We start from the raw sequence: 22,218 nt of genomic DNA on the forward strand, positions 1-22,218 counted from the left end.
GCGGACGCACCACGCTGTGCAGCCGGCTGTGCATCCCCCCGACGGTAGGCCACGTCGCCCTCCCGGGCCACGGCGCGCGGGGGTCGCGCGCCGTGGCGTGCACGGTGGCGCGGCGTCAGGGGAGCGCGCTCAGGGGCACGGTGTAGGGCGAGCCCTGGTTGACGGCGGCCGGGTCGCAGGCGCCGGTGGCCGCGTAGCGGGCCGCGATCGCGGCCAGTTCGGCGGCGGGGATCACCTGGTGGATGTCGGTGAACCCGTGCGGCGCCCGCTCGTGCGCCAGATTGATGACGGCCTCGGGGCCGAGCCGCCGGTTGGCGAGCTGGAGCGCGGTGGTGGCGGGCCTGCGGTCGCGCTCGTACGAGGCGAGGGCCTCCGCCGGATCGCGGTGGAGGGCCAGGGCGTGGGCGAGGGCACGGGCGTCCACGACGGACTGGGTGGCGCCGTTGGAGCCGATCGGGTACATCGCGTGCGCCGCGTCGCCGATCAGCGTGGTGCGGCCGTGGCTCCACCGGTCGAGGGGCTCGCGGTCGACCATCGGGTACTCGTGGGCGGTGTCGGCAGCCCTCAGCACCTCGGGAACACTGACGCCGTCGAACTCCCACCCGTCGTAATGGTGCAGGAACGTCTCCACGGGTACGGGACGGTTCCAGTCGCCCCGGTACTCCTCCTCCGCGGCCTCGGCGGGCCGGGCGAGCGCCCAGTTGACCAGTACGTCGTCCCCCGCCCGGTGCATCGGGTAGACCACGGCCTTCTGCCGGTCGTCGCCCGCGATGAACATGAAGGAGCCGACGGCACGGGCCGGCATCCGCGACACGCCGCGCCACACCAGCATCCCGTTCCAGGGCGGGCTGCCCTCGGTGGGGTTGAGCGCCGCTCTGACGGCGGAGCGGATGCCGTCCGCGCCGATGAGCACATCGGGTTCCAGGGAGGCCCGGCCGCGCCGGGCACCGTCGCGGTGCTCGAGCCGGACACGGGCACGGCCATCGGGCAGCGGCTCCACCCCGGTGACCCGGACGCCGGTGACCAGGGCGGCCGCGCCGAGCCGTTCCCGTACCGCCTCGGCGAGGACGTGCTGGAGGTGGGCGCGGTGGATCGAGAGCTGCGGCCAGCGGTAGCCGGCGCCGAGCCCGCGCGGCTCGCGGGAGATCAGGCCGCCGCAGCGGTGGTAGTAGCGCAGCTCGCGGGTGCGCAGGGCACCGGCTTCGAGGCGTGGGAGCAGCCCGAGCGCGTCGAGTTCGCGGACCGCGGGGGGCAGCAGGTTGAGGCCGGCGCCGACGGGGAGGTTCTCCCGGGCGGACTCGACGACGGTGACCCGGTCGAATCCGGCGGCGTGCAGGGCGAGAGCGGTGGTGAGGCCGGCGATGCCGCCGCCGGCGACGACGATGTGGAGGAGCCCGCTGCCGGGCAGATCGCGCCCGCTGTCCGGCAGGAAGGGCTCGTACGGGGTGCGCAGGGTCATCGGGTCCTCCCTCAGCCGGCCGAGGCGCCGGAACCGGCCCCCGAACGGCCCCCGGTCGCGCGGCGCACCATGGTCTCGTTGTCCCGGGTGAGGTCGAGGATCGATCGCAGCAGGGCGATCGGGGCGCCGCCGCTCCCTTCCTCGTAGAGCCGCAGGTCGTCCGCGTACGCCTTGCGGGCCATGCCGATGTGGCGGGCGCGGAAGGTCTTGAGGATCCGGAGCACCCGGCCGAGCGCGTGGGCGGAGGCGGCCAGTTGCGGGGGCAGCCGGTCGGCGTTCTCCCAGCTGATGGCCGCGGAGAGCTTGCTGACGGCCGAGACACCGCCGGCGTGGCGGGCGTGGAAGTCCCGCCAGGACGGCAGGCTGTACTGGACGGAGTCGGCGAGGAACGCGTCGTAGGCGGGGTTCGAGCGGTCGCACTGCCAGAGCGTCAGGTCGACCAGCCAGAGCGGGACCTGGGCGGCGGCCGGGCCGAGGTAGTCGCGTCCGGCGACGTCGATCTCCTCGAAGTAGGGGCGCAGGGTCAGTGCGAAGAACTCCGGGGAGACATGGGCGATCGTGTGGTCGATGGAGTCGACCATCGACTGGACGTGCTGGGCGGTGCGGTCGAGGGCGACCGCGAAACCGGGGTCGTACGGTTCGAGCCGGGCGAGCCGCGAACAGGTGTCGAGGGCGGAGACGAGCCCGGGGAACGCCATCCGGACGGCTTCCTGGAGATGGGCCTCCATGGGGTGGCCGGTGTACATCCGCCGGCGCGGGCCGGGCGGGTTCCAGGTCGTGTAGTGGTGCACGGTGTCGCGGGGCACCATGTCGGTGCGGCGGCCGAGGAGTTCGAGGACCGGGAGGACTTCGGGGACGGCGGCCACGGGCTGGATGCCGTGACGTTTCAGCGAGCCGAGCAGGATGCCGAGGTCGCGCATCGCGGCGAGCGCGTCCACCACGCTCCACTCGGCGGCCAGCTCCCGGTCGGGGACGACGGTGCGTAAGGCGACCGTGAGAGCGGCAGTGTCGGCGTCGGCGTTCATCGCGGGCAGTGCGGCGAGCAGGGCGTCGGCGCCGAGCGGGTCGGCGGAGCGTATGTCGGCTATGCAGTAGCGCGGGTCTCCGCGTTCCTCGAGCCGGGGCGCGACAAGGTCGTACAGGGCCAACGGAATGCCCCCTCTTTTTCGGGGCTCGTTCACCTCCGGGGAGCGCGTCGACGGTCGCGGTCCCCTCGGCTCACTCGCCGGGTCTACGTGGTCACCGTGTTCACCGTGGTTCGGCCACGCGTCCGCGGCGTGGCGGCGCCGGGGTGGGCGTGGGCAGGCGCAAGCGTACGGAGATCATCGTGGCGGCGGCGGCGAAGACCGCGCCGACGAGCAGAGCGGCCCGGAACCCGTCGGTCCGGGCGGCCGCGGTGGCTGATTCGGTACCGGTGGTGGCGACGGCCACGAGGACGGCGAGGCCGAGGACCGAGCCGAACTGCTGGCTGGTGTTGACCAGTCCGGAGGCGAGCCCGGTCTCCTCGGGGGCGGCCTCGGCCGTGGCGGCCACATTGGTGGTGACCATGACGAGCGGCAGGGCGGCGCCCAGGAGGAGGCTGGGGGCGAGGACGGTGGTGAGGAAGCTGCCGTCGGGGGTGAGCGCGAGGGCCAGCCAGAGGGTGCCGGCGCACAGCAGTGCGAAGCCCAGGGTCATGGTCCGGGTCACTCCGAGCCGGAAGATGAGCCGGCCGGTCTGCGGGGCGACGGCGACGACGACGAGCGAGAGGGGCAGCAGGCCGAGACCGCCGCCGAGGGGCGCGTACCCGAGGACGCTCTGCAGATAGATGCTGACCAGGAAGAACATCGGGAAGAGCGTCATCTGGGCGAGGGCGCTGAGGGCGTTGGCGCGACGGAGGGCGGGGCGGGCGAGGACGGCCGGGGGCACGAGCGGCCGCGTGGACCGGGTCTCGACGACGGCGAAGGCGGCGAGGAGGGCCAGTCCGCCGGCGCCCGCGCCGATGGTCGGCGCGGAGACCCATCCGTTCTCGGCGGCGCCGACGAGCGCGTAGGCGACGAGCCCGAGGCCGCCGGTGCCGGTGAGGGCGCCGGCGAGGTCGAGGCCGCTGCCCCCGGTGGCGCTTTCCGCGATCACGCGCAGGGCGAGGGCGCCGAGGAGCAGGGCGGCGAGGACGTTGAGCCACAGGGTGGACCGCCATCCCAGGAGATCCGTCAGGACGCCGCCGAGTACGGTCCCGAGGACACCGCCGAGGCCCCCCATCGCGGCGAACGCGCCGAGCGCCTTGTGCCGGGCGGGCCCGTCGGGGAAGAGGACGAGCAGCAGCGCGAACGCGGCGGCCGCGGCGAGCGCGGCACCGAGGCCCTGGGCGGCGCGGGCGGCGACCAGGACGCCGGCGTCCGGCGCGAGGGCGCCGACGGCGGAGGCGACCGCGAGCAGCCCGAGCCCGGCGAGGAACACCCGCCGGTGTCCGAGCAGATCGGCGGCGCGCCCGCCGAGCAGCAACAGCCCCCCGAAGGTGATCAGATACGCGTTCGCCACCCAGGACAACCCGGTGGCCCCCGCCCCGAGGTCCTCGCCGACGGAGGGCAGTGCGACGTTGACGATCGCGGTGTCGAGGATGAGCAACAACTGCGTGGCGGCGAGCAGCACGAGAGCGCCGCGCGGCGTGCGGCCGACCGTCACCTGGTCGTCCCCAGGTCGTACCCGTCCAGGCAGGCCTGTGCCAGGCTCTCGCAGCCGTCGGCCGCGCCCGCCCAGGTCTGCATCGTCAGATAGACGTGCGGGGCGCCCTGGTAGAAGCGTTCGTACTGCTCATGTCGCCCGGCGAACTCCGTGCCGAGCGCGTCCCAGGCGAGCTTGAGGAGCTTGAGCCGGTCTTCGGCAGGCTGTCCGGGCGTACGGAAGTACTGGCGCACGAGCGCCCCCAGCTCGGGGTGGAGCAGGTCGCGGGCGCTCGCGGGGGTCTGGAGGATCGCGCCGCCGGCGAGCAGCTTGATGTCCTCGACCGCTCGCGGGTACAGCTCGCCGGCCATGATGCGCTGGGCGAAGGAGATGTCCCGCCCGGGCCGCACGCCGCCCCGCCCGCCGTCGACCGGCTCCCACGACGCCTCGGCCGCGAGGACGAACGCCTTGGCCTGCGCGACCATCCCCAGCAGCCGCCCGATCGCCTGGGTGACCTGGGGGATCTTCTCCGTGCCGTTGGAGCGGGCGATGAGGATCGCGAGGCCGGTGAGGAACTCCAGCTTGGTCCAGAAGCGGGTCGCGGACTGGTGCACGAAGTTCAGGTAGGCCGGGGTCTCCCACCACATCGCGGCCGTCGCGGCCACGTCCCGGTAGGTCAGCACCCGTTCCCAGGGCACGAACACGTCGTCGCAGACGAGGACGGCGTCGTTCTCGTCGTAGCGGGAGGAGAGCGGATGGTCGAAAACGGAGCGTGCCTGCGCTTCGTACGAGGTCCGGGAGACGAGCTTGAGGCCGGGGGTGTCGGGGCGCACGGAAAACGACAGCGCACGGTCGACGTCCTCGGGCGCGAGCGGCTCGATGGTCCCGACGAGGATCTCGTCGGCGAAGACGGCGCCGGTGCCGATGGTCTTGGCGCCGCGCACCACGATCCCGTCGGCGCGGTCCTCGACGACCCGGACGCCCTCGCAGGCCGGGTTGGTGATGGTGAACGCGCAGTGCAGTCCGCCCTCGGCGAGCCTGCGGTGGTACGCGAGCGCGTTCTCGGCACCGTCGAAGCAGTCGGTGGTGAACACCTCGGGCGCGGCGGCGAACCCGGCGGCGCCGGACGCCATGTAGTCGGGGGTCCGCCCCAGGAAGCCGTAACTCGCCTCCGCCCACACCTTGTACGCCCGTCGGCGCGCGACCAGGTCCTCGTACGAACGGGGCACGGCGCACGCGCGGTGCACCCCGCCCTGGACGAGGGTGGAGGCGTGCGGGGAGTCGTGGGCGAGGTCGAAGAGCCCGGCGAAGGAGGCCGCGGTGGCCCGGAAGGCGGGGTGCGTGGTGACGTCCTTGATCCGCTCACCGTCGAGCCAGACCTCGCGCCCGTCGCGCAGTGCCTCCAGATACTCCTGCCCGGACCTCGTCACGGTGATATCGCCTCTCCTCGTGGGTCACGGCTGTGCCGATCGGCTGTGCCGGTCCCGAGCCTTCACGGCCGGCCCCCACGAGGCAATGAACGTCCGTCCAGCGGTCCTTAAGAACCGGCCAGTCAGCTTCCGTTCATGTGGCATTTGTGCACTTCGAGCGCGCCTACGCGGTGGGGGTACCACCCTCGGGCGACTTCGCGACGAACGACCCCAGCCCGGGCTCGGTATGGATCAACCCTTCCTCGCGGAGCGCGCGGTGCACTTTCTGACCAGTGGCGACTACACGGGGGCGCACACCACTCAGGCAGGCGCGACCCACCCCAGGGGGCGCCGCCCTGCGTCCCGGGTCAGATGCACGTCACCTGTCGGATGTAGACGCATTCGCTGCGGGGAACGACGAGGTAGACGAACATCCCGTGGGGTACCCGGGCCGTCTCGCCTTTGGGTCCCATCTCCCCGTACACGGTGCCATCGAGGTAGAAGGCTTCAGCGGCCCTGAGCAGCTCATCGGCTTTCTTCTCGACCTCGGCGACGAACGCCGGCGGAGCACCACCGATGACGTACTCCTCGCTGGGGTCGTACTCCCACCTCCAGGTCACTCGGACACCGCCCGCGCGGCCTCGTCGTCCACGGCGCGCAGCTCGTCCATGGCGGGGCGGAAAGCCGGATCTTCTCGGTTCGTCGTCCGATGTACGGCCTCGAGCGCTCGGTCGCGTCGAAGGAAAAGGTCAGGCCGCCGTTCGATCTCAACCTGTGCCGCCCAGTACGCGACCCACTGGTGGATGTGGCCGATCTTGCCCGTCTCGGCAGCGAACTCGAACGCCTCTTCCTTGGCCTTTTCCATCTCAGCCAGGCGGTGCGGGGCGACGCGTGCCATGGCGAGGCGCAGGGCTTGCGGAGTGCGCTCGGGGCGGGGGATCAGCTCCCCGCCGTCGATTGGCTGTGTACTCATCGTGTCCTCCAGGGTGGGCCCCGGCCAAGCCTAGCCAGCCGGAGTGTGCGAGGGCTGCGCTGCATGCAGAGACTGTCGGCGTCCGGGCCGGGCCAGTAGCGCGCTCACGGCACGAGGCCCCGGGGGCCGGGAGCTCTGCTCACGCCGCGTTGTCCACGCCCGCCCGGTACTCCCCCGGGGTCACCCCGAACCACTTCCTGAACGCCAGGTGGAAGCCGACCGCGCTCTGGTATCCGACCCGGGCCGGGACGCCCGACTGGGCCAGGGAGGTCTCCGTCAGGAGACGGGCCGCCTCCTGCATGCGGCGGCTGGTCAGGTGGCGGGCCGGGGACTCGCCGACGAGGTCGCGGAAGGCGGCCGTGAACGCCGAGCGGGACATGCCGACCTCGCGGGCGAGGGATTCGATGGTCCAGGGTTCGGCGAAGCGGGTGGCTATGACCACCAGGGCGCGGCTGATGCCGGGGTGGCGGAGCATGGGCAGTGAGGTCGGGTTGTCGGCGAGTTCGCGCAGCAGGGGGCGCAGGGCGAGGACGAGGGCCATCTCGAAGGCCCGCAGGGTGATGAGGCGGTCTCCGGGGCCGACGGGCCGGTCGGGCGAGGCGAGCAGCCGCAGGGTGTCGCGGAGCAGCGGTTCGCGGTCGACCTGGGCGCCGTCGAGGACGAGGGCCCAGGGCAGCGAGGTGTAGAGGCCGGTGGCGGCGCTGGCGTCGTAGTGGAGACCGGCGCACAGCAGCCGGCTCTCCGGGCCGGGGCCGTCGATGACGATCTCGCCGGAGGTGCCGGGCCGGCGTTCGGGCAGCACGGCCTTGAGCGGCACACCCTGGCGGTCCGGCCGGTCGGAGAGCCGGTGGGCGGTGCCGGTGGGGAAGACGATCAGGTCGCCGGCGCGCAGCTCCAGGGGAGGCCGGTCGTCACCGGTGATCCAGCAGCCGCCCTCGACGATGTAGTGCAGAACGGCGCAGCTCTGTTCGGCGTCCCCCTCGATGGCCCAGGGCGCGCGGACGTGCCAGCGACTGTCGAAGACGCCGGTGAGGCGGAGCGGCTGCAGCAGCTCGCTCAGCAGGTCGTCACGGTCGGTTCCCACGGTTTCCATGGACGATCCTTCAACTTCCGCCCCGGTTTGTTAATTGAACGGACGAAGCCCCCCGCCGCAGCCTGAGAGTGCCGTCACGGCAGCAGCAGCCACAGCCTATCGAAGGGCCTCAACCACACATGTCCAGTCAGATTCCGATGCGGGTCGCGGTCGTGGGGGCGACCGGTTTCCAGGGGGGCGCCGTGGCGCGTCTGCTCGCCGAGCGGCACCACCGGGTGCGTACGCTCACCCGCCGTCCCGCGGGCGACCGCCCGCCGCTGCCCGGCGCCTCCTTCGTGGCCGGCGACCTGGCGAACCCGGCGGACGTCCGGCGGCTCTTCGAGGGGACGACCCATGCCGTGGTGACGATGCCCCTGGTGTACGAGCCGGAGCGGGTACGCCGCTACGCCCGCAACATCGCGCTCGCCGCCCTGGAGTCCGGCGTCGTACGCCTGGTCCACAACGCCAACACCCGCCTCCCGCAGGGCCCGACGTCGGTGGCCGCCTTCGAGACCCGGCGGATCGCCGAGGAGGTGCTGCGGGACAGCGGCGTCCCGCTGGTCGTCGTACGGCCCCCGGTGTATCTGGACAACCTCTTCTCGCCGTGGAACGGCCCGGCCCTGGTCGACGAGGGCGTCCTCGCCTATCCGCTGCCCCCGTCCACGCCGACGGCGTGGCTGTCGCACCGGGACCTGGCGGAGGCGGTGCTCGCGGCGCTGACCGTGGAGGGTCTCGACGGCCGCACCTTCGACATCGGCGGGGCGCAGTCGCTGACCGGCGCGGAGCTGGCGGCCGCGTTCGGCCGGGGGCTCGGCCGGGCGGTGCGGTACGTGCAGCTGTCGCCCGCGGTCTTCGAGCGCGGTCTGGCCCAGCTGCTGGGGCCGGAGACGGCGGCCGGCGTCGCCGGGATCTACCACTACATGGCGATGGGCTCCGACCCGCTGCTCCTGGCGGCCGATGACGGTGTGTCGGCGGAGGTCCTCGGGGTGCGTCCGGCTCCGGTGGAGGAGTGGGTGACCCGTCAGCCGTGGCAGGTGTGGGCCGGCGACGCGGAGGAGCAGTCGCCGTCCGCGCAGGGTTGATGCGCACGAGATCCGTACAGGCGATCCGTACGCCCGTTCGTGAACCGGTCCCGTCCCACAAGGACGGGGCCGGTTTCTTGTGGGTGCCGTGTGCTTGTCCGTACAGCTACGTCCGGGTAGTTAACAAAGCGCCGGATTGACCACCCGAAGTGGGTGGAAGGCTCCCCCGGTACACCCCCGTAGACCCGCCATCCGAGTGAACGCGGACAGGAGCGGCCATGCCCGCAACCCGCCAGCCGTCGACGGAGCTACAAAGAGCGCACCACCACCCGCACCCCCGTAAACCCTCAGGTGATGCTGTGAATCCGCTCATGGGACGTATTCCCGTACTGGACGTCCGCCCGCTGGTCGACTGCGGCCGCCGCCCCGCGAAGGCGGTGGCCGGCGAAACCTTCCAGGTGACGGCCACTGTTTTCCGCGAGGGCCACGACGCCGTCGCCGCCAACGTCGTGCTGCGTGGCCCCTCAGGACGCCCCGGCCCCTGGACCCCGATGCGTGAACTGGCCCCCGGTACCGACCGGTGGGGCGCCGAGGTCACGCCGGACGCCGAGGGACTGTGGACGTACACGGTCGAGGCGTGGAGCGATCCGCTGGCGACGTGGCGACACGCCGCGAAGATCAAGATCCCCGCGGGGATCGACTCCGAACTCGTCCTCGCCGAGGGCGCCGAGCTGCACGAGCGGGCCGCGAAGGGCGTCCCGAAGAAGGGCGGCGGCCGGGAGGCCGTGCTGGCCGCCGCGGACGCGCTGCGCGACGAGTCCCGCCCCGCCGCGGCCCGGCTCGCGGCGGCGCTCGCCCCGCAGGTGACCGCGGCCCTTGACCGGCACCCGCTGCGCGAACTGGTCAGCTCCTCCCCCGCGTTGCCGCTCCAGGTGGAGCGCGAGCGGGCGCTGTTCGGCTCCTGGTACGAGTTCTTCCCGCGCTCGGAGGGCGTGAAGAAGGTCCGCGGCAGGACCAGGCCGGGAACCTTCCGTACCGCCGCCGAGCGGCTGCCGGCGATCGCCGCGATGGGCTTCGACGTGGTCTACCTGCCGCCCATCCACCCCATCGGCACCACGCACCGCAAGGGCCCCAACAACTCGCTCTCCGCGAGCCCGAACGACGTCGGCGTGCCCTGGGCGATCGGTTCCCCCGAGGGCGGCCACGACGCGGTCCACCCGGATCTGGGCACGATCGAGGACTTCGACGCCTTCGTGGCGCGCGCCCGGGAACTGCGCCTGGAGATCGCGCTGGACTTCGCGCTCCAGTGCTCGCCGGACCACCCGTGGGTGGAGAAGCACCCGGAGTGGTTCCACCACCGCCCGGACGGTTCGATCGCCTACGCCGAGAACCCGCCGAAGAAGTACCAGGACATCTATCCGATCGCGTTCGACAAGGACATGAAGGGGATCGTCGCCGAGACCGTGCGGGTCCTGCGGCACTGGATGGACCACGGCGTACGGATCTTCCGCGTCGACAACCCGCACACCAAACCGGTGGTGTTCTGGGAGCGGGTCATCGGCGAGATCAACCGGACCGACCCGGACGTGATCTTCCTGGCGGAGGCGTTCACCCGGCCTGCGATGATGCACACCCTCGGCGCGATCGGCTTCCAGCAGTCGTACACGTACTTCACCTGGCGCAACACCAAGGCGGAGCTGACGGAGTACCTCACGGAGCTGTCCGGCGAGGCGGCGGCGCACATGCGACCGAACCTCTTCGTGAACACGCCCGACATCCTGCACGCCTACCTCCAGAAGGGCGGCCGACCGGCCTTCGAGGTACGAGCGGTGCTGGCCGCCACCCTGGCGCCGACCTGGGGCATGTACGCCGGGTACGAGCTGTGCGAGGGCACGGCGCTGCGGGACGGGAGCGAGGAGTACCTCGACTCGGAGAAGTACCAACTGCGGCCCCGCGACTGGGAGTCGGCGGAGCGCTCGGGGGCCTCGATCGCTCCGCTGATCACCACGCTCAACCGGGTCAGGCGCCGCCACCCGGCCCTGCGCCGACTTCGGAACCTGCACTTCCACACGACCGACAACGACGCGGTGATCGCGTACAGCAAGAGGTCGGGTTCGAACACCGTTCTGGTGGTCGCCAACCTCGATCCGCACCACACCCAGGAGGCCACGGTCTCGTTGGACATGCCGGAACTCGGCCTCGAATGGCACGAGACCGTACCGGTGCGCGACGAGCTCACCGGTGAGACCTATCACTGGGGCAGGGCCAACTATGTGCGCCTCGAGCCGGGCCTCACGCCCGCGCACCTCTTCGCCCTGCGACCGTCCCCGCCGATCGGAGGGTCACCCACATCATGACTGTCAACGAGCCCGTCCCCGACACCTTCGAGGACACGCCTGCCAAGGACCGTGACCCGGACTGGTTCAAGAGGGCCGTCTTCTACGAAGTGCTCGTCAGGTCCTTCCAGGACAGCAACGGGGACGGCGTAGGCGACCTCAAGGGCATCACGTCCAGGCTGGACTACCTGCAGTGGCTGGGCGTCGACTGCCTCTGGCTGCCGCCGTTCTTCAAGTCCCCTCTGCGGGACGGCGGCTACGACGTCGCCGACTACACCTCCGTGCTGCCGGAGTTCGGCGATCTCGCCGACTTCGTGGAGTTCGTCGACGCGGCGCACCAGCGCGGCATGCGCGTGATCATCGACTTCGTCATGAACCACACGAGCGACGCCCACCCGTGGTTCCAGGAGTCGCGCGCCAACCCCGACGGGCCGTACGGCGACTACTACGTCTGGGCGGACGACGACAAGCAGTTCCAGGACGCGCGGATCATCTTCGTCGACACGGAGACCTCGAACTGGACCTTCGACCCGGTGCGCAAGCAGTACTACTGGCACCGGTTCTTCTCGCACCAGCCGGATCTCAACTACGAGAACCCGGCGGTGCAGGAGGAGATCCTGTCGGCCCTGAAGTTCTGGCTGGACCTCGGTATCGACGGCTTCCGGCTGGACGCCGTGCCGTACCTGTACCAGCAGGAGGGGACCAACTGCGAGAACCTCCCGGCCACGCACGCCTTCCTCAAGCAGCTCCGCAAGGAGATCGACGACCACTACCCGGACACGGTGCTGCTCGCCGAGGCCAACCAGTGGCCTGAGGACGTGGTCGACTACTTCGGCGACTTCAGCTCGGGCGGCGACGAGTGCCACATGGCGTTCCACTTCCCCGTGATGCCGCGCATCTTCATGGCCGTACGGCGCGAGTCGCGCACCCCGGTCTCGGAGATCCTGGCCAAGACCCCGGCGATCCCGGACGGCTGCCAGTGGGGCATCTTCCTGCGCAACCACGACGAGCTGACCCTCGAGATGGTCACGGACGAAGAGCGTGACTACATGTACGCGGAGTACGCCAAGGATCCCCGGATGCGGGCCAACATCGGCATCCGGCGGCGGCTCGCCCCGCTCCTCGACAACGACCGCAAGCAGATGGAGCTGTTCACCGCGCTGCTGTTCTCGCTGCCCGGCTCGCCGGTGCTGTACTACGGCGACGAGATCGGGATGGGCGACAACATCTGGCTGGGCGACCGGGACGGGGTGCGGACCCCGATGCAGTGGACGCCGGACCGGAACGCGGGCTTCTCGTCCTGCGACCCGGGCCGGCTCACGCTGCCGGCCATCATGGACCCGGTCCACGGCTACCAGGTCACCAACGTCGAGTCGGGCATGGCCTCGCCGTCCTCACTGCTCCACTGGACGAAGCGGATGATCGAGATCCGTAAGCAGAACCGCGCCTTCGGGCTCGGCTCGTACACGGAACTGCCGTCGTCCAATCCGGCGGTGCTCGCCTTCCTCCGGGAGGACGGCGACGATCTGGTGCTCTGCGTGAACAACTTCTCCCGGTTCGCGCAGCCGACGGAGCTGGACCTGCGGCAGTTCGACGGGATGAGCCCGGTGGAACTGATCGGCCAGGTGCGGTTCCCGGCGATCGGGCAGTGGCCGTATCTGCTGACCCTGGCGGGTCACGGCTTCTACTGGTTCCGTCTGAAGAAGGCCCGGTCGGCCAAGAGCTGACGAAAAAGGGCCAACTGCCCGGGGTGGGGCGGGTTTCCCCCGCGCCACCCTGGGCACTGTGTCCCACACACGGTCGATTCAGGTCCATACGGGCCTTCTTGTCGGGCCCGAATGGATCTTCCCCTCCCGACACGTCCCGCACTTCCGGACAGTCGAAGCCGCCATCCGGGACACTTTGCGCATTTGAACTCGATTCACACGAACTCGAATCTGCGCCCCCCGGGGAAAGGACGCGATGCCATGCCGGAGACCGCATCCTCCACCACCCGGGCCCCGGCCGCCCTCCTCCCGTCACTCGCTCCCCTGCTCCATGAATGGCTGCCTCGGCAGCGCTGGTTCGCGGGCAAGGGCCGCCGGGTCATCGGATTCAGTCTGGAAGCGGCCACCGAGCTGCTGCCGCTGGACGGCGCGGGACCCGGGCTGCTGCACCTGCTCGTACGGGTCGAACAGCCGGGCCGCCCGGCCGGAACGCCCGCCGACTGCTACCAACTGCTCCTGGGCGTACGGACCCAGCTGCCGCCCCGCCTCGCCCCCGCCCTGATCGGGCGGATCCGACAGGGGCCGCTGGCCGGCCGGGCGGTGTACGAAGGGCTGCGCGACCCGCGGCTCGCCGGGCTGCTCTACGAGCGGCTGCGCACACCGGGCCGGATCGGCCCGCTGAGCTTCCATGGTTCGGCCGCCCTGCCCGCCGCGCTTGCGCCGCGCGTGCTGGACGCCGAGCAGTCCAACTCCTCGCTCGTGTACGGCGATACGTACATCCTGAAGATCTTCCGCCGAGTCAGCCCCGGGGCCAATCCGGACCTGGAGCTGCCGCTCGCTCTCGCCCGGGCCGGCTGTGCGCGGGTCCCGGCACCGGTGGCCTGGTTCGAGTCGGGCGCCAGCACGCTCGGCGTCCTCCAGCCGTATCTGCGGGACTCGCGGGACGGCTGGCGGCTTGCCCTCGACGCGCTGGCGGACGGCCGGGAGTTCACCACCGAGGCCCATGCCCTGGGCCGTGCCACGGCGGAGGTGCACCTCGCCCTGGCGACGGCGCTGCCGACCGAGCGGCTGCACCGGACCCAGACAGAGCATCTGGCCGGCGAGATGGACCAGCGGCTGCACGCGGCGGCGCAGGCGGTGCCGGCGCTGCTGCCGTACGTCCCCGCGCTGCGCGCCGTCTTCGCGGCGGCGGGCGGCGCGGTCGGCTCGGGCCTGCTCCAGCGGGTCCACGGCGATCTGCACCTGGGCCAGACACTGCGGGCGGCGGACGACGGCGGCTGGACGGTGATCGACTTCGAGGGCGAGCCCGCGAAGCCGCTCACCGAACGGTGCCGCCCGCAGCCGGCGGTCCGCGACGTCGCGGGCATGCTCCGCTCCTTCGACTACGCGGCGCGCACCCACCGCCCGTGGAACGCCGAGTGGGCGGCGCGGTGCCGCGCGGCCTACTGCACGGGCTACGCCGAGATCTCGGGCACGGACCCCCGCACCGACCCGGCGCTGCTGCGCGCCTACGAGACCGACAAAGCGGTGTACGAGGTCGTCTACGAGGCCCGCCACCGACCGGACTGGCTCCCGGTCCCCATGGCCGCGATCGAACGATTGGCGGGCCCCGAGTGACCGTGGACCCCGTTCGGCCGAGTGTCCTGTGCGGGGCACGCGGCGTTGCGGTTGCGTGGGGACCGGCGCATTTTCCCCGTCCCATCCTTCCGACCCCCTTGCAGGAGGCATCCCCGTGACCGCCCGATCCGCCCGATCCGCTCGAAAGACGGCAGTGCCCCCGGCGAAGACCCCCGCGCCCCCCGCGCCCCGGGCGGCCCAGGATCCCGTACGGAAGGTGCCGCCGCTCGACGCGGGGGACAGGGCGCGGCTGCTCGCCGGGGAGCACCACGACCCGCACGCGCACCTCGGCGCCCACCCCGTCCGCGGCGGTATCGCGATCCGGGTCCTGCGCCCGTACGCCCGTGAGGTCACCGTCCTCGCCAAGGGGAAGCGCACCCCCCTGCGCGACGACGGGGACGGCTTCTTCTCCGGGTTCCTTCCCCTCCTGCGCAAGATCCCCGAGTACGAGCTCCGCGTCCGCTACGACGGCGACGAGCTGGCCGTACAGGATCCTTACCGGTTCCTTCCGGCGATCGGCGAGCTGGATCTGCATCTCATCGGCGAGGGGCGCCACGAGGAGCTGTGGAAGGCCCTCGGTGCGCGGATCACCACCCACCAGGGCGTGACCGGCACCCGCTTCACGGTCTGGGCGCCCAACGCCCGCGGTGTCCGCGTCGCCACCGACTTCAACCACTGGGACGGCACCGGACTGCCGATGCGCTCCCTCGGCGCGACGGGCGTCTGGGAGCTCTTCGTGCCCGGCATCGGCGAGGGCACGCTCTACAAGTACGACATCACCCGCCCCGACGGCTCCCACACGCTGCGCGCCGACCCGATGGCGCGCCGCACCGAGTGCCCTCCGAACACCGCCTCGGTGGTGACGGACTCCCACCACGAGTGGAGTGACGGGGCGTGGCTGGCGAGCCGCGGCGCCCGACCGCACCACGAGGCGCCGCTCTCCGTCTACGAGGTCCACCTTCCCTCCTGGCGGCCGGGGCTGACGTACCGGCAGCTTGCCGAGCAGCTGCCCGACTACGTCCGCGATCTCGGCTTCACGCACGTGGAGTTCATGGCAGTCGCCGAGCATCCCTTCAGCGGCTCCTGGGGCTACCAGGTGACCGGCTTCTACGCGCCGACCGCCCGTATGGGCACCCCCGACGACTTCAAGTACCTGGTCGACGCCCTGCACCGGGCCGGGATCGGCGTCCTGATGGACTGGGTGCCCGCGCACTTCCCGCGCGACGACTGGGCGCTCGCGGAGTTCGACGGCCGGCCGCTGTACGAGCACGAGGACCCGCGCCGCTCCGCGCACCCGGACTGGGGCACGCTGGAGTTCGACTACGGCCGCAAGGAGGTGCGGAACTTCCTGGTCGCCAACGCGGTCTACTGGTGCGAGGAGTTCCACATCGACGGCCTGCGGGTGGACGCCGTCGCCTCGATGCTCTACCTCGACTACTCCCGCGAGCACGGCGAGTGGGTGCCGAACGAGTTCGGCGGGCGGGAGAACCTGGACGCGGTCGCCTTCCTCCAGGAGATGAACGCGACGGTGTACCGGCGCTGCCCCGGGATCATCACCTTCGCCGAGGAGTCCACCGCCTGGGACGGGGTCACCCGGGCGACGGACCAGGTCGGGCCCGGCGGCTTCGGCGGTCTGGGCTTCGGCATGAAGTGGAACATGGGCTGGATGCACGACTCGCTCGGCTACGTCGCCAAGGAGCCGGTGCACCGCAAGTACCACCACAACGAGATGACCTTCTCGATGGTGTACGCGTACAGCGAGAACTACATCCTGCCGATCTCCCACGACGAGGTCGTGCACGGCAAGCAGGCGCTGGTCTCGAAGATGCCCGGCGACTGGTGGCAGCGGCGCGCCAATCACCGCGCGTACCTCGGCTTCATGTGGGCCCACCCGGGCAAGCAACTCCTCTTCATGGGTCAGGAGTTCGCCCAGGGCGCGGAGTGGTCCGCGGAGCACGGCCCGGACTGGTGGCTGCTCGACCCCTCGTACGGGGCGGAGGCCGATCACCGGGGCGTACGGGATCTGGTGCGCGATCTGAACACGGTCTACGGGGCGACACCGTCGCTGTGGGAGCGGGACACCGTCCCGGAGGGCTTCCAGTGGGTGGTGGGGGACGCGGCCGAGGACAACGTCTTCGCGTTCCTCCGCTACGACGCCGAGGGCTCGCCGCTGCTCGCGGTCTGCAACTTCTCCCCCGTCGTACGGCATGACTTCCGGCTCGGGGTCCCGGACACGTGCGCGGCCTGGGTGGAGGTCCTGAACACGGACGAGACGCGGTACGGCGGCGGTGGCGTGGTGAGCACCGACCCGGTGAAGACCGAGTCGGTGCCCTCCCACGGACGTTCGGCGAGCGTACGGATGACGCTGCCGCCGCTGGCGACGGTGTGGCTACGGCCTGCGTGAGGCGTCGGCGCTCCGGATGACGCCGAGCCGCTGAGTGGCCCGGGTCAGCGCCACGTACAGGTCGTTCACGCCGTGCGTGGCGCCGGCCCGGATGCCGTCCGGGTCGACGACGAGGACCGTGTCGAACTCCAGGCCCTTGGCCTGGCGGGGGGCGAGGAGGACCACCGGGCGGGTCAGGTCGGGCGTCGGTCCGTACGAGGCGTCCGGCAGCGCGGCCGTGAGGCCCGGGTGCAGGTCCGGCGGGGCGATCACGGCGAGCCGGCCCTCGGTGCGCAGTTCGGCGGCGACCGCGTCGGCGGTCTCCTTGACCGGGTCCTCGACGGTCCGCTCCCAGGGCTCGACCCCGGTGGAGCGGACCGAGCGCGGCGGCTCGAACGCCGGGTCGGCCTCGCGCCGGACGTCGGCGGCGATCGCCATGATCTCGGCGGGGGTGCGGTAGTTGACCCCGAGCCGGACAAGCTCCCAGCGGTCCTCCACGTACGGCGTGAGGATGTCCTGCCACGAGCCGACGCCCGCCGCGTCCCCGGTCTGGGCCGGGTCCCCGACCAGGGTCATCGAGCGGGTCGGGCTGCGGCGCATCAGCAGCCGCCAGGCCATCGCGGACAGCTCCTGCGCCTCGTCGACGATGATGTGGCCGAAGGCCCAGGTGCGGTCCGCGGCGGCGCGTTCGGCGGCGCTGCGGTGGTCGGCCTCCTCGTGGCGTTCGGCGAAGCGCTCGGCGTCGATGATGTCGTGCGCGGAGAGCACCTCGGAGGCGTCCTTGTCCTGCTCCTCCTTGTCCTCGAACTCGTAGGTGCGCGAGGCGTAGGAGACGTCGAGGACGCCCTGCGCGTACTGGATCTGCTTCTCCCGCTCGGCCTCCGCCGCGGCCCGGGCGGCCGAGTCGTCCTCGCCGAGGAGTTCGGCGGCCTCGTCGAGCAGCGGGACGTCGGCGGGGGTCCAGGGGCCGCTCTCGCGCCGGATCGCGTCGGCGTCCTCCGCGGAGAGGTGCGTCGGCTCGGCGAGGTAGCCGGCGAGGAAGGACTCCGGGGTGAGCGGCGGCCAGAGGGTGTCGATGGCGGCGTGGACGTCGGCGCTCGCGGCGATGCCCTTGGCGAGCAGGGCGATGTCGTCGGGGCCGAGGAAGTTGGGGCCGCCGTAGGGGTCGGCTCCGATGCGGTCGGCGAGCTGCTCGGCGAGCGCGTCGAGGATGTTGAAGACGAAGTAGGGGCGGGCGAGGTTGTGCGGCAGGGCGGTCTCCCGGGCCTTGTGGCGGGCTTCGAGGGCCATGTCCCAGTCGATGATCAGGTCGCCGTCGTCGTGCGGCACGATGAGCGGTGCCCCGCGCTCGGGCACCTGCTGCCGGTCCCGTACGGCCTGGGCGAGCGCCTCGGCCATGGCGCCGGCGCCCTTGACCGCGGCGGCGCGCGGGGTGTCCGTACCGGTGGCGCGGACGCCGGGGAAGAGTTCGCCGGGGGTGGCGAGCAGGACGCCGGTCTCGCCGAGGGAGGGCAGGACGTTGCCGATGTAGCCGAGGAAGGCGGGGTTGGGGCCGACGATGAGGACGGCGCGCCGGGCGAGCTGCTCCCGGTGTGCGTAGAGCAGGTACGCGGCCCGGTGTAGGGCCACGGCGGTCTTGCCGGTGCCGGGGCCGCCCTCGACGACCAGGACGCCCCGGTGCGGGGAGCGGATGATGCGGTCCTGCTCGGCCTGGATGGTCTGCACGATGTCGTGCATGCGCCCGGTGCGGGCCGCGTCGAGCGCGGCGAGCAGCACCTCGTCGGCGTCCCGGTTCTCGTGCCCGGTGCGGGTCGCGTCGGCGAGGTCGAGCACCTCGTCGTGGAGCGCGGTCACCTCGCGACCGTGGGTGGTGATGTGCCGGCGGCGGCTGAGCCCCATCGGCTCGTACCCGGTGGCGAGGTAGAAGGGGCGGGCGGCCTCGGCGCGCCAGTCGACGACGAGGGGGGTGCGGTTCGGGTCGTCCTTGCGGATGCCGATCCGGCCGATGTGGTGGTCGCGCCCGTCCCGGAAGACGAGCCGGCCGAAACAGAGCCCGGTCTCCCCCGCGTTGAAGGCGGCGAGCAGCCCGGACTGTTCGGCGACCATCACGTCCCGCTCCAGCCGGCCCTGGTTGCCGACCCACGGCGCCTTGAGCGCCACGCCGACGGCGGCCTCGGCCCGGTCCCTCAGGTCGTCGAGTCGTGCGTAGAGCTCTGTGATGAATTGCTGCTCATTCCGAAATTCCTCGGTTGACAATTCGACTCCCGGCGCGATACAGTGCGTTTATTGAACTTCTCCGCGTCTTTTGTGTGCGTAGACACGGAATCCATGAATATACGCGAGAAACAACCCCGGCTGCAATTCTAGTCGGGGTATTTTCATGTCTCATGGGGAGAGACGAACCCCGCGATCTGCTGATCGCGTACGGAGCGGACACACGCGACCACCCGGGCGGGACGCTGCTCGCCCACCTGGAACGGGTCGAGGCCCGACTGGCGGCCTGGGGCGCACGGGATGAGCTGCGGCTCGCCGGTCTGTGCCACGCCTTCTACGGGACGGACGGATTCGCCGAACACCTGCTGCCGCCGGAACGCCGGGAGATTCTGGCGGCGGCGATCGGCACGGAGGCGGAGGCGCTCGTCTACGTCTACGCGAGCTGCGACCGGGAATTCTCCCATCCGGGCCTCGGGCAGGAGGACGGTCTCTTCCGGGACCGGTTCACGGGCGAGACCTTCACACCGACGGGCCGGCAGCGGGCGGACTTCGCGGAGCTGACGGCCGCGAACGAACTGGACGTGCTCCAGGAGAACCGCGAGCTGCGGACCCGGCACGGCGGCGGCCTGCTGAAGCTCTTCACGCGATGGCGGTCCCTGCTGAGCGACGCGGCGTTCAAGGACGCGCGGGAGACCCTGGCCCTGAAGGGCGAGGAGCGCGAGGCGTTCCTGAACGGCCTGGAGCGGGGCGATGTCGTCACCGGTGTCGTGGCGGTGATCGCGACCTTCGGCGTGACCTTCGTGGAACTGGGCGGCGTGGAGGGGATGATGAACATCCCGGAGGTGTCCTGGGGCGTGTACGACGTCCCCGGTGACGTCATCCGCCAGGGGCAGGAGCTGACGTTCGAGGTCTTGGGCGTCGACCTGAGCCGGGAAAGGATCTTCCTGTCCCTCAAGGCCCTGGAGCCCGACCCGCTGCGCGCCTTCGCCCGCGCCGGCTTCGACGGCCTCCGAACGGGGCTTGTCACGCGGAGAGTTCCGTCCGGCGTCTTCGTCCTCGTCGCCGACGGCGTCGAGGCTCTCGTCGACCGCGACGACCTCGACGGCCGCTCGCCGCAGCCCGGCGACGAGCTGACCTTCGAGATCACGGCCGTCAACGTGATCACCCGCCGCGTGCGGCTGACCCTGCGCGAATAATCCCGCGCACCCCGCCCGTACCGCCTGCTAGCGTCATCCGCATGAAGCGCGCTGCCATGATCACGACGACGCCGGAGAGTGTCCCGGCGCGCTGACTGCTGACCAGTGACGAAGCCCCGGGGCGAGTGCCCCGGGGCTTCGTGCTGTGGTCGCTCGCCCGCTGTCCGCGAGGAGACCACCGTGCACGACCACCGCAAGCTCGGCCGTGAGCTGAACCTGTACGACACCGACCCGCTGATCGGCTCCGGGCTGCCGTACTGGCTGCCCGACGGCGCCGTCGTACGCCACACCCTGGAGGAGTACGTCCGCGCCGCCGAGCGCCGGGCCGGCTACCGCCATGTGTACTCACCCGTGCTCGGCAAACGGGAGCTGTACGAGATCTCCGGGCACTGGGCGCACTACAGCGACGACATGTTCCCGCCCATGGAGCTCGGCGGCGAGCAGGTCGTGCTGCGGCCGAGCCTCTGCCCGCACCACGCGGTGATGTACCGCTCCCGCCCGCACAGCTACCGCGAACTGCCGTTGCGGATGGCCGAACTCGGAGGCATGTACCGCTCCGAACTCTCCGGAGTCCTCGGCGGGTTGACCCGGGTCCGGGCCATCCAGCTGAACGACGCGCACATCTTCTGCACCCTGGACCAGGTCGCCGAGGAGGCGGCGGGCGCGCTCCGGCTGATCCGCGAGGCGTACGACGCGATGGGCATCGTGCCCGCCCGGTACCGGCTCTCCCTCCCCGGGCCCGGCGGCAAGTACGTCGCCGCGCCCGAGCTGTGGGAACGTGCCACCGCCCTGCTGCGCGAGGTGCTCGACGCCTCCGGGCTCGCGTACGAGGCCGTCGAGGGCGAGGCCGCGTTCTACGGACCGAAGATCGACGTGCAGGTCGTGGACGGCGCGGGGCGGGAGTCCACCCTCTCCACCGTGCAGATCGACTTCCACCAGCCCGAGCGCTTCGATCTGCACTACATCGGCGCGGACGGCGCCAGGCACCGGCCGGTCATGATCCACCGCAGCGTCGTCGGCAGCGTGGAGCGGGCCGTCGCCCACCTCCTCGACCACCACGGCGGCGCCTTCCCGGCCTGGCTGGCACCTGTCCAGCTGGTGGTGCTGCCGGTCTCGGAGTCCGAGCTGCCGGTGGCGGAGGCGCTGGCCGCCCGGTGCGCCGAACGCGGTCTGCGGGCCGAGGTCGCGGGCCTGGAGCGGGGCACCCTGGGCGCCCGCGTCCGGGAGGCCCGCCTCGTCCCGTACCAGGCGGTCGTCGGCGGCAAGGAGGCGGCGGACGCCCGCGTGGCCCTGCGGCTGCGCGACGGCCGCCGACTCGACCCGCTCCCCTCCGAGGAGGCCCTCGACCGCATCGAGACCCTCGTCGGGTCCCACAGCACCGCGCTGTGGGCCTAGGGGGCCAGCACGTCCTCCAGTTCCTGGAGGAGCCGGCGCTTCGGGCGGGCGCCCACCATCGACTTCACGGGTTCGCCCGCCCGGAACACCATGAGCGTCGGCGTCGCGAGGACCCCGTACCGCACCGTGACCTCCGGGTTCCTGTCCACGTCCAGCTGCACGATCCGCAGCCGGTCCGCCTCCTCCGCGGCGACCGCGCCGAGCACCGGCCCCAGCTGCCGGCACGGGCCGCACCAGTCGGCGGTGAACTTCACCAGGACCGGCAGCTCCGCGCCCAGGACCTCGGCGTCGAAGTCGGCGTCCGTCACCTCTGCAACACCCTCGACCTGCATCATTCCGTCATCCTCCGAGTTCGCACGTGGGTTCCGGGCCGCCGGGCAGTTCCGCCTCGGCCCGCAGCAGCTGCGCGGCGACCTGGGCACGCACCGCCTGGAGCTGCTCGACGAGTCCGTCCAGCTCCGCGAGCTTGCGCCGGTACACGTCGAGCGAGGCGGGACAGGCGTCCCCCGCCGGGTGCCCCGCCCGCAGGCAGTCGACGAACGGCCGGGTCTCCTCCAGCTCGAACCCGAAGTCCTGCAAGGTCCTGATCTGCTGGAGGAGCCGCAGGTCGTCCTCGTCGTACGTGCGGTAGCCGTTCTCCGTACGCCGGGCGGCCAGAAGGCCACGGGACTCGTAGTACCGCAGAGTCCGCGTGGTCGTTCCGGCCCGCTCGGCCAGCTCGCCGATTCGCATGCCCCCGAACGTAAGCCTTGACGCCGACGTCAAGGCAAGCAGATGAGGCCCGACGATCTCC

At 71.7% G+C, this 22,218-nt stretch carries 16 protein-coding genes and 1 pseudogene; 7 read left to right on the forward strand and 10 right to left on the reverse strand.

All coding sequences use genetic code 11. The features are described 5' to 3' along the window. Positions 1-115: 115 nt before the first annotated feature. The 7 genes from ABZ939_RS06895 to ABZ939_RS06925 form a co-directional block, all read right to left on the reverse strand. Positions 116-1,459, reverse strand: a complete 1,344-nt coding sequence (locus ABZ939_RS06895) for an FAD-dependent monooxygenase (protein WP_361850116.1) — start codon at positions 1,457-1,459, stop codon at positions 116-118. Between the two features lie 11 nt (positions 1,460-1,470). Next, complete coding sequence (locus ABZ939_RS06900) at positions 1,471-2,607, reverse strand: monodechloroaminopyrrolnitrin synthase PrnB family protein (RefSeq protein WP_361850118.1); 1,137 nt, start codon at positions 2,605-2,607, stop codon at positions 1,471-1,473. A gap of 100 nt (positions 2,608-2,707) precedes the next feature. Then, positions 2,708-4,123 carry an MFS transporter gene (locus tag ABZ939_RS06905; RefSeq protein ID WP_361850120.1) on the reverse strand — a complete coding sequence of 472 codons (1,416 nt, stop codon included), beginning with the start codon at positions 4,121-4,123 and terminating at the stop codon, positions 2,708-2,710. Beyond that, on the reverse strand, positions 4,120-5,532 hold the full coding sequence (locus ABZ939_RS06910; RefSeq protein ID WP_361850122.1) for a 4-hydroxyphenylacetate 3-hydroxylase N-terminal domain-containing protein: 1,413 nt from the start codon (positions 5,530-5,532) through the stop codon (positions 4,120-4,122). Before ABZ939_RS06910 ends, ABZ939_RS06905 begins: the two co-directional genes overlap by 4 nt. 347 nt (positions 5,533-5,879) lie before the next feature. Continuing rightward, positions 5,880-6,131 (reverse strand): hypothetical protein, encoded by a 252-nt coding sequence (locus ABZ939_RS06915; RefSeq protein WP_361850124.1) that lies wholly within the window; start codon positions 6,129-6,131, stop codon positions 5,880-5,882. After that, positions 6,128-6,484 carry a hypothetical protein gene (locus ABZ939_RS06920; protein ID WP_361850126.1) on the reverse strand — a complete coding sequence of 119 codons (357 nt, stop codon included), beginning with the start codon at positions 6,482-6,484 and terminating at the stop codon, positions 6,128-6,130. Before ABZ939_RS06920 ends, ABZ939_RS06915 begins: the two co-directional genes overlap by 4 nt. Positions 6,485-6,623: 139 nt before the next feature. Next, positions 6,624-7,577, reverse strand: coding sequence for an AraC family transcriptional regulator (locus ABZ939_RS06925; protein ID WP_361850128.1), 954 nt, complete (start codon positions 7,575-7,577; stop codon positions 6,624-6,626). A gap of 119 nt (positions 7,578-7,696) precedes the next feature. Between ABZ939_RS06925 and ABZ939_RS06930 the strand changes: the two genes are divergently transcribed. The 5 genes from ABZ939_RS06930 to glgB all read left to right on the forward strand — a co-directional run bounded on the left by ABZ939_RS06930 (position 7,697) and on the right by glgB (position 16,641). Next, complete coding sequence (locus tag ABZ939_RS06930) at positions 7,697-8,638, forward strand: NmrA family NAD(P)-binding protein (RefSeq protein ID WP_361850130.1); 942 nt, start codon at positions 7,697-7,699, stop codon at positions 8,636-8,638. Between the two features lie 311 nt (positions 8,639-8,949). Then, the gene (locus ABZ939_RS06935; RefSeq protein ID WP_361850132.1) at positions 8,950-10,935 is read left to right on the forward strand and encodes an alpha-1,4-glucan--maltose-1-phosphate maltosyltransferase; all 1,986 of its coding nucleotides are present in this window, start codon (positions 8,950-8,952) and stop codon (positions 10,933-10,935) included. After that, the gene (treS, locus tag ABZ939_RS06940) at positions 10,932-12,641 is read left to right on the forward strand and encodes a maltose alpha-D-glucosyltransferase (RefSeq protein WP_361850134.1); all 1,710 of its coding nucleotides are present in this window, start codon (positions 10,932-10,934) and stop codon (positions 12,639-12,641) included. The genes ABZ939_RS06935 and treS overlap by 4 nt, the downstream gene beginning before the upstream one ends. A 240-nt stretch (positions 12,642-12,881) precedes the next feature. Continuing rightward, positions 12,882-14,237, forward strand: coding sequence for a phosphotransferase (locus ABZ939_RS06945; protein WP_361850136.1), 1,356 nt, complete (start codon positions 12,882-12,884; stop codon positions 14,235-14,237). A 154-nt stretch (positions 14,238-14,391) separates the two neighbouring features. Further along, on the forward strand, positions 14,392-16,641 hold the full coding sequence (gene glgB, locus ABZ939_RS06950) for a 1,4-alpha-glucan branching enzyme (protein WP_361850702.1): 2,250 nt from the start codon (positions 14,392-14,394) through the stop codon (positions 16,639-16,641). On the opposite strand, the gene ABZ939_RS06955 is transcribed toward glgB, so the two are convergent. Beyond that, the gene (locus tag ABZ939_RS06955) at positions 16,627-18,876 is read right to left on the reverse strand and encodes a UvrD-helicase domain-containing protein (RefSeq protein ID WP_361850138.1); all 2,250 of its coding nucleotides are present in this window, start codon (positions 18,874-18,876) and stop codon (positions 16,627-16,629) included. The two genes, glgB and ABZ939_RS06955, sit on opposite strands and share 15 nt — an antisense overlap. Positions 18,877-19,007: 131 nt before the next feature. Here ABZ939_RS06955 and ABZ939_RS06960 point away from each other — a divergent pair, with 131 nt between their 5' ends. Beyond that, positions 19,008-20,030 carry a DUF6817 domain-containing protein gene (locus ABZ939_RS06960; RefSeq protein WP_361850140.1) on the forward strand — a complete coding sequence of 341 codons (1,023 nt, stop codon included), beginning with the start codon at positions 19,008-19,010 and terminating at the stop codon, positions 20,028-20,030. A gap of 174 nt (positions 20,031-20,204) precedes the next feature. Continuing rightward, positions 20,205-21,425 (forward strand): annotated as a pseudogene (thrS, locus tag ABZ939_RS06965) (threonine--tRNA ligase); the annotation flags it as partial. Here thrS and ABZ939_RS06970 read toward each other — a convergent pair. After that, positions 21,422-21,760, reverse strand: coding sequence for a thioredoxin domain-containing protein (locus tag ABZ939_RS06970; RefSeq protein ID WP_361850142.1), 339 nt, complete (start codon positions 21,758-21,760; stop codon positions 21,422-21,424). The pseudogene thrS and the gene ABZ939_RS06970 overlap by 4 nt on opposite strands. 4 nt (positions 21,761-21,764) lie before the next feature. After that, positions 21,765-22,157, reverse strand: coding sequence for a MerR family transcriptional regulator (locus ABZ939_RS06975; protein WP_329115735.1), 393 nt, complete (start codon positions 22,155-22,157; stop codon positions 21,765-21,767). Positions 22,158-22,218 lie beyond the last annotated feature (61 nt).

The sequence above is a fragment of the Streptomyces sp. NPDC046712 genome (assembly GCF_040645695.1).
GTDB lineage: Bacteria > Actinomycetota > Actinomycetes > Streptomycetales > Streptomycetaceae > Streptomyces.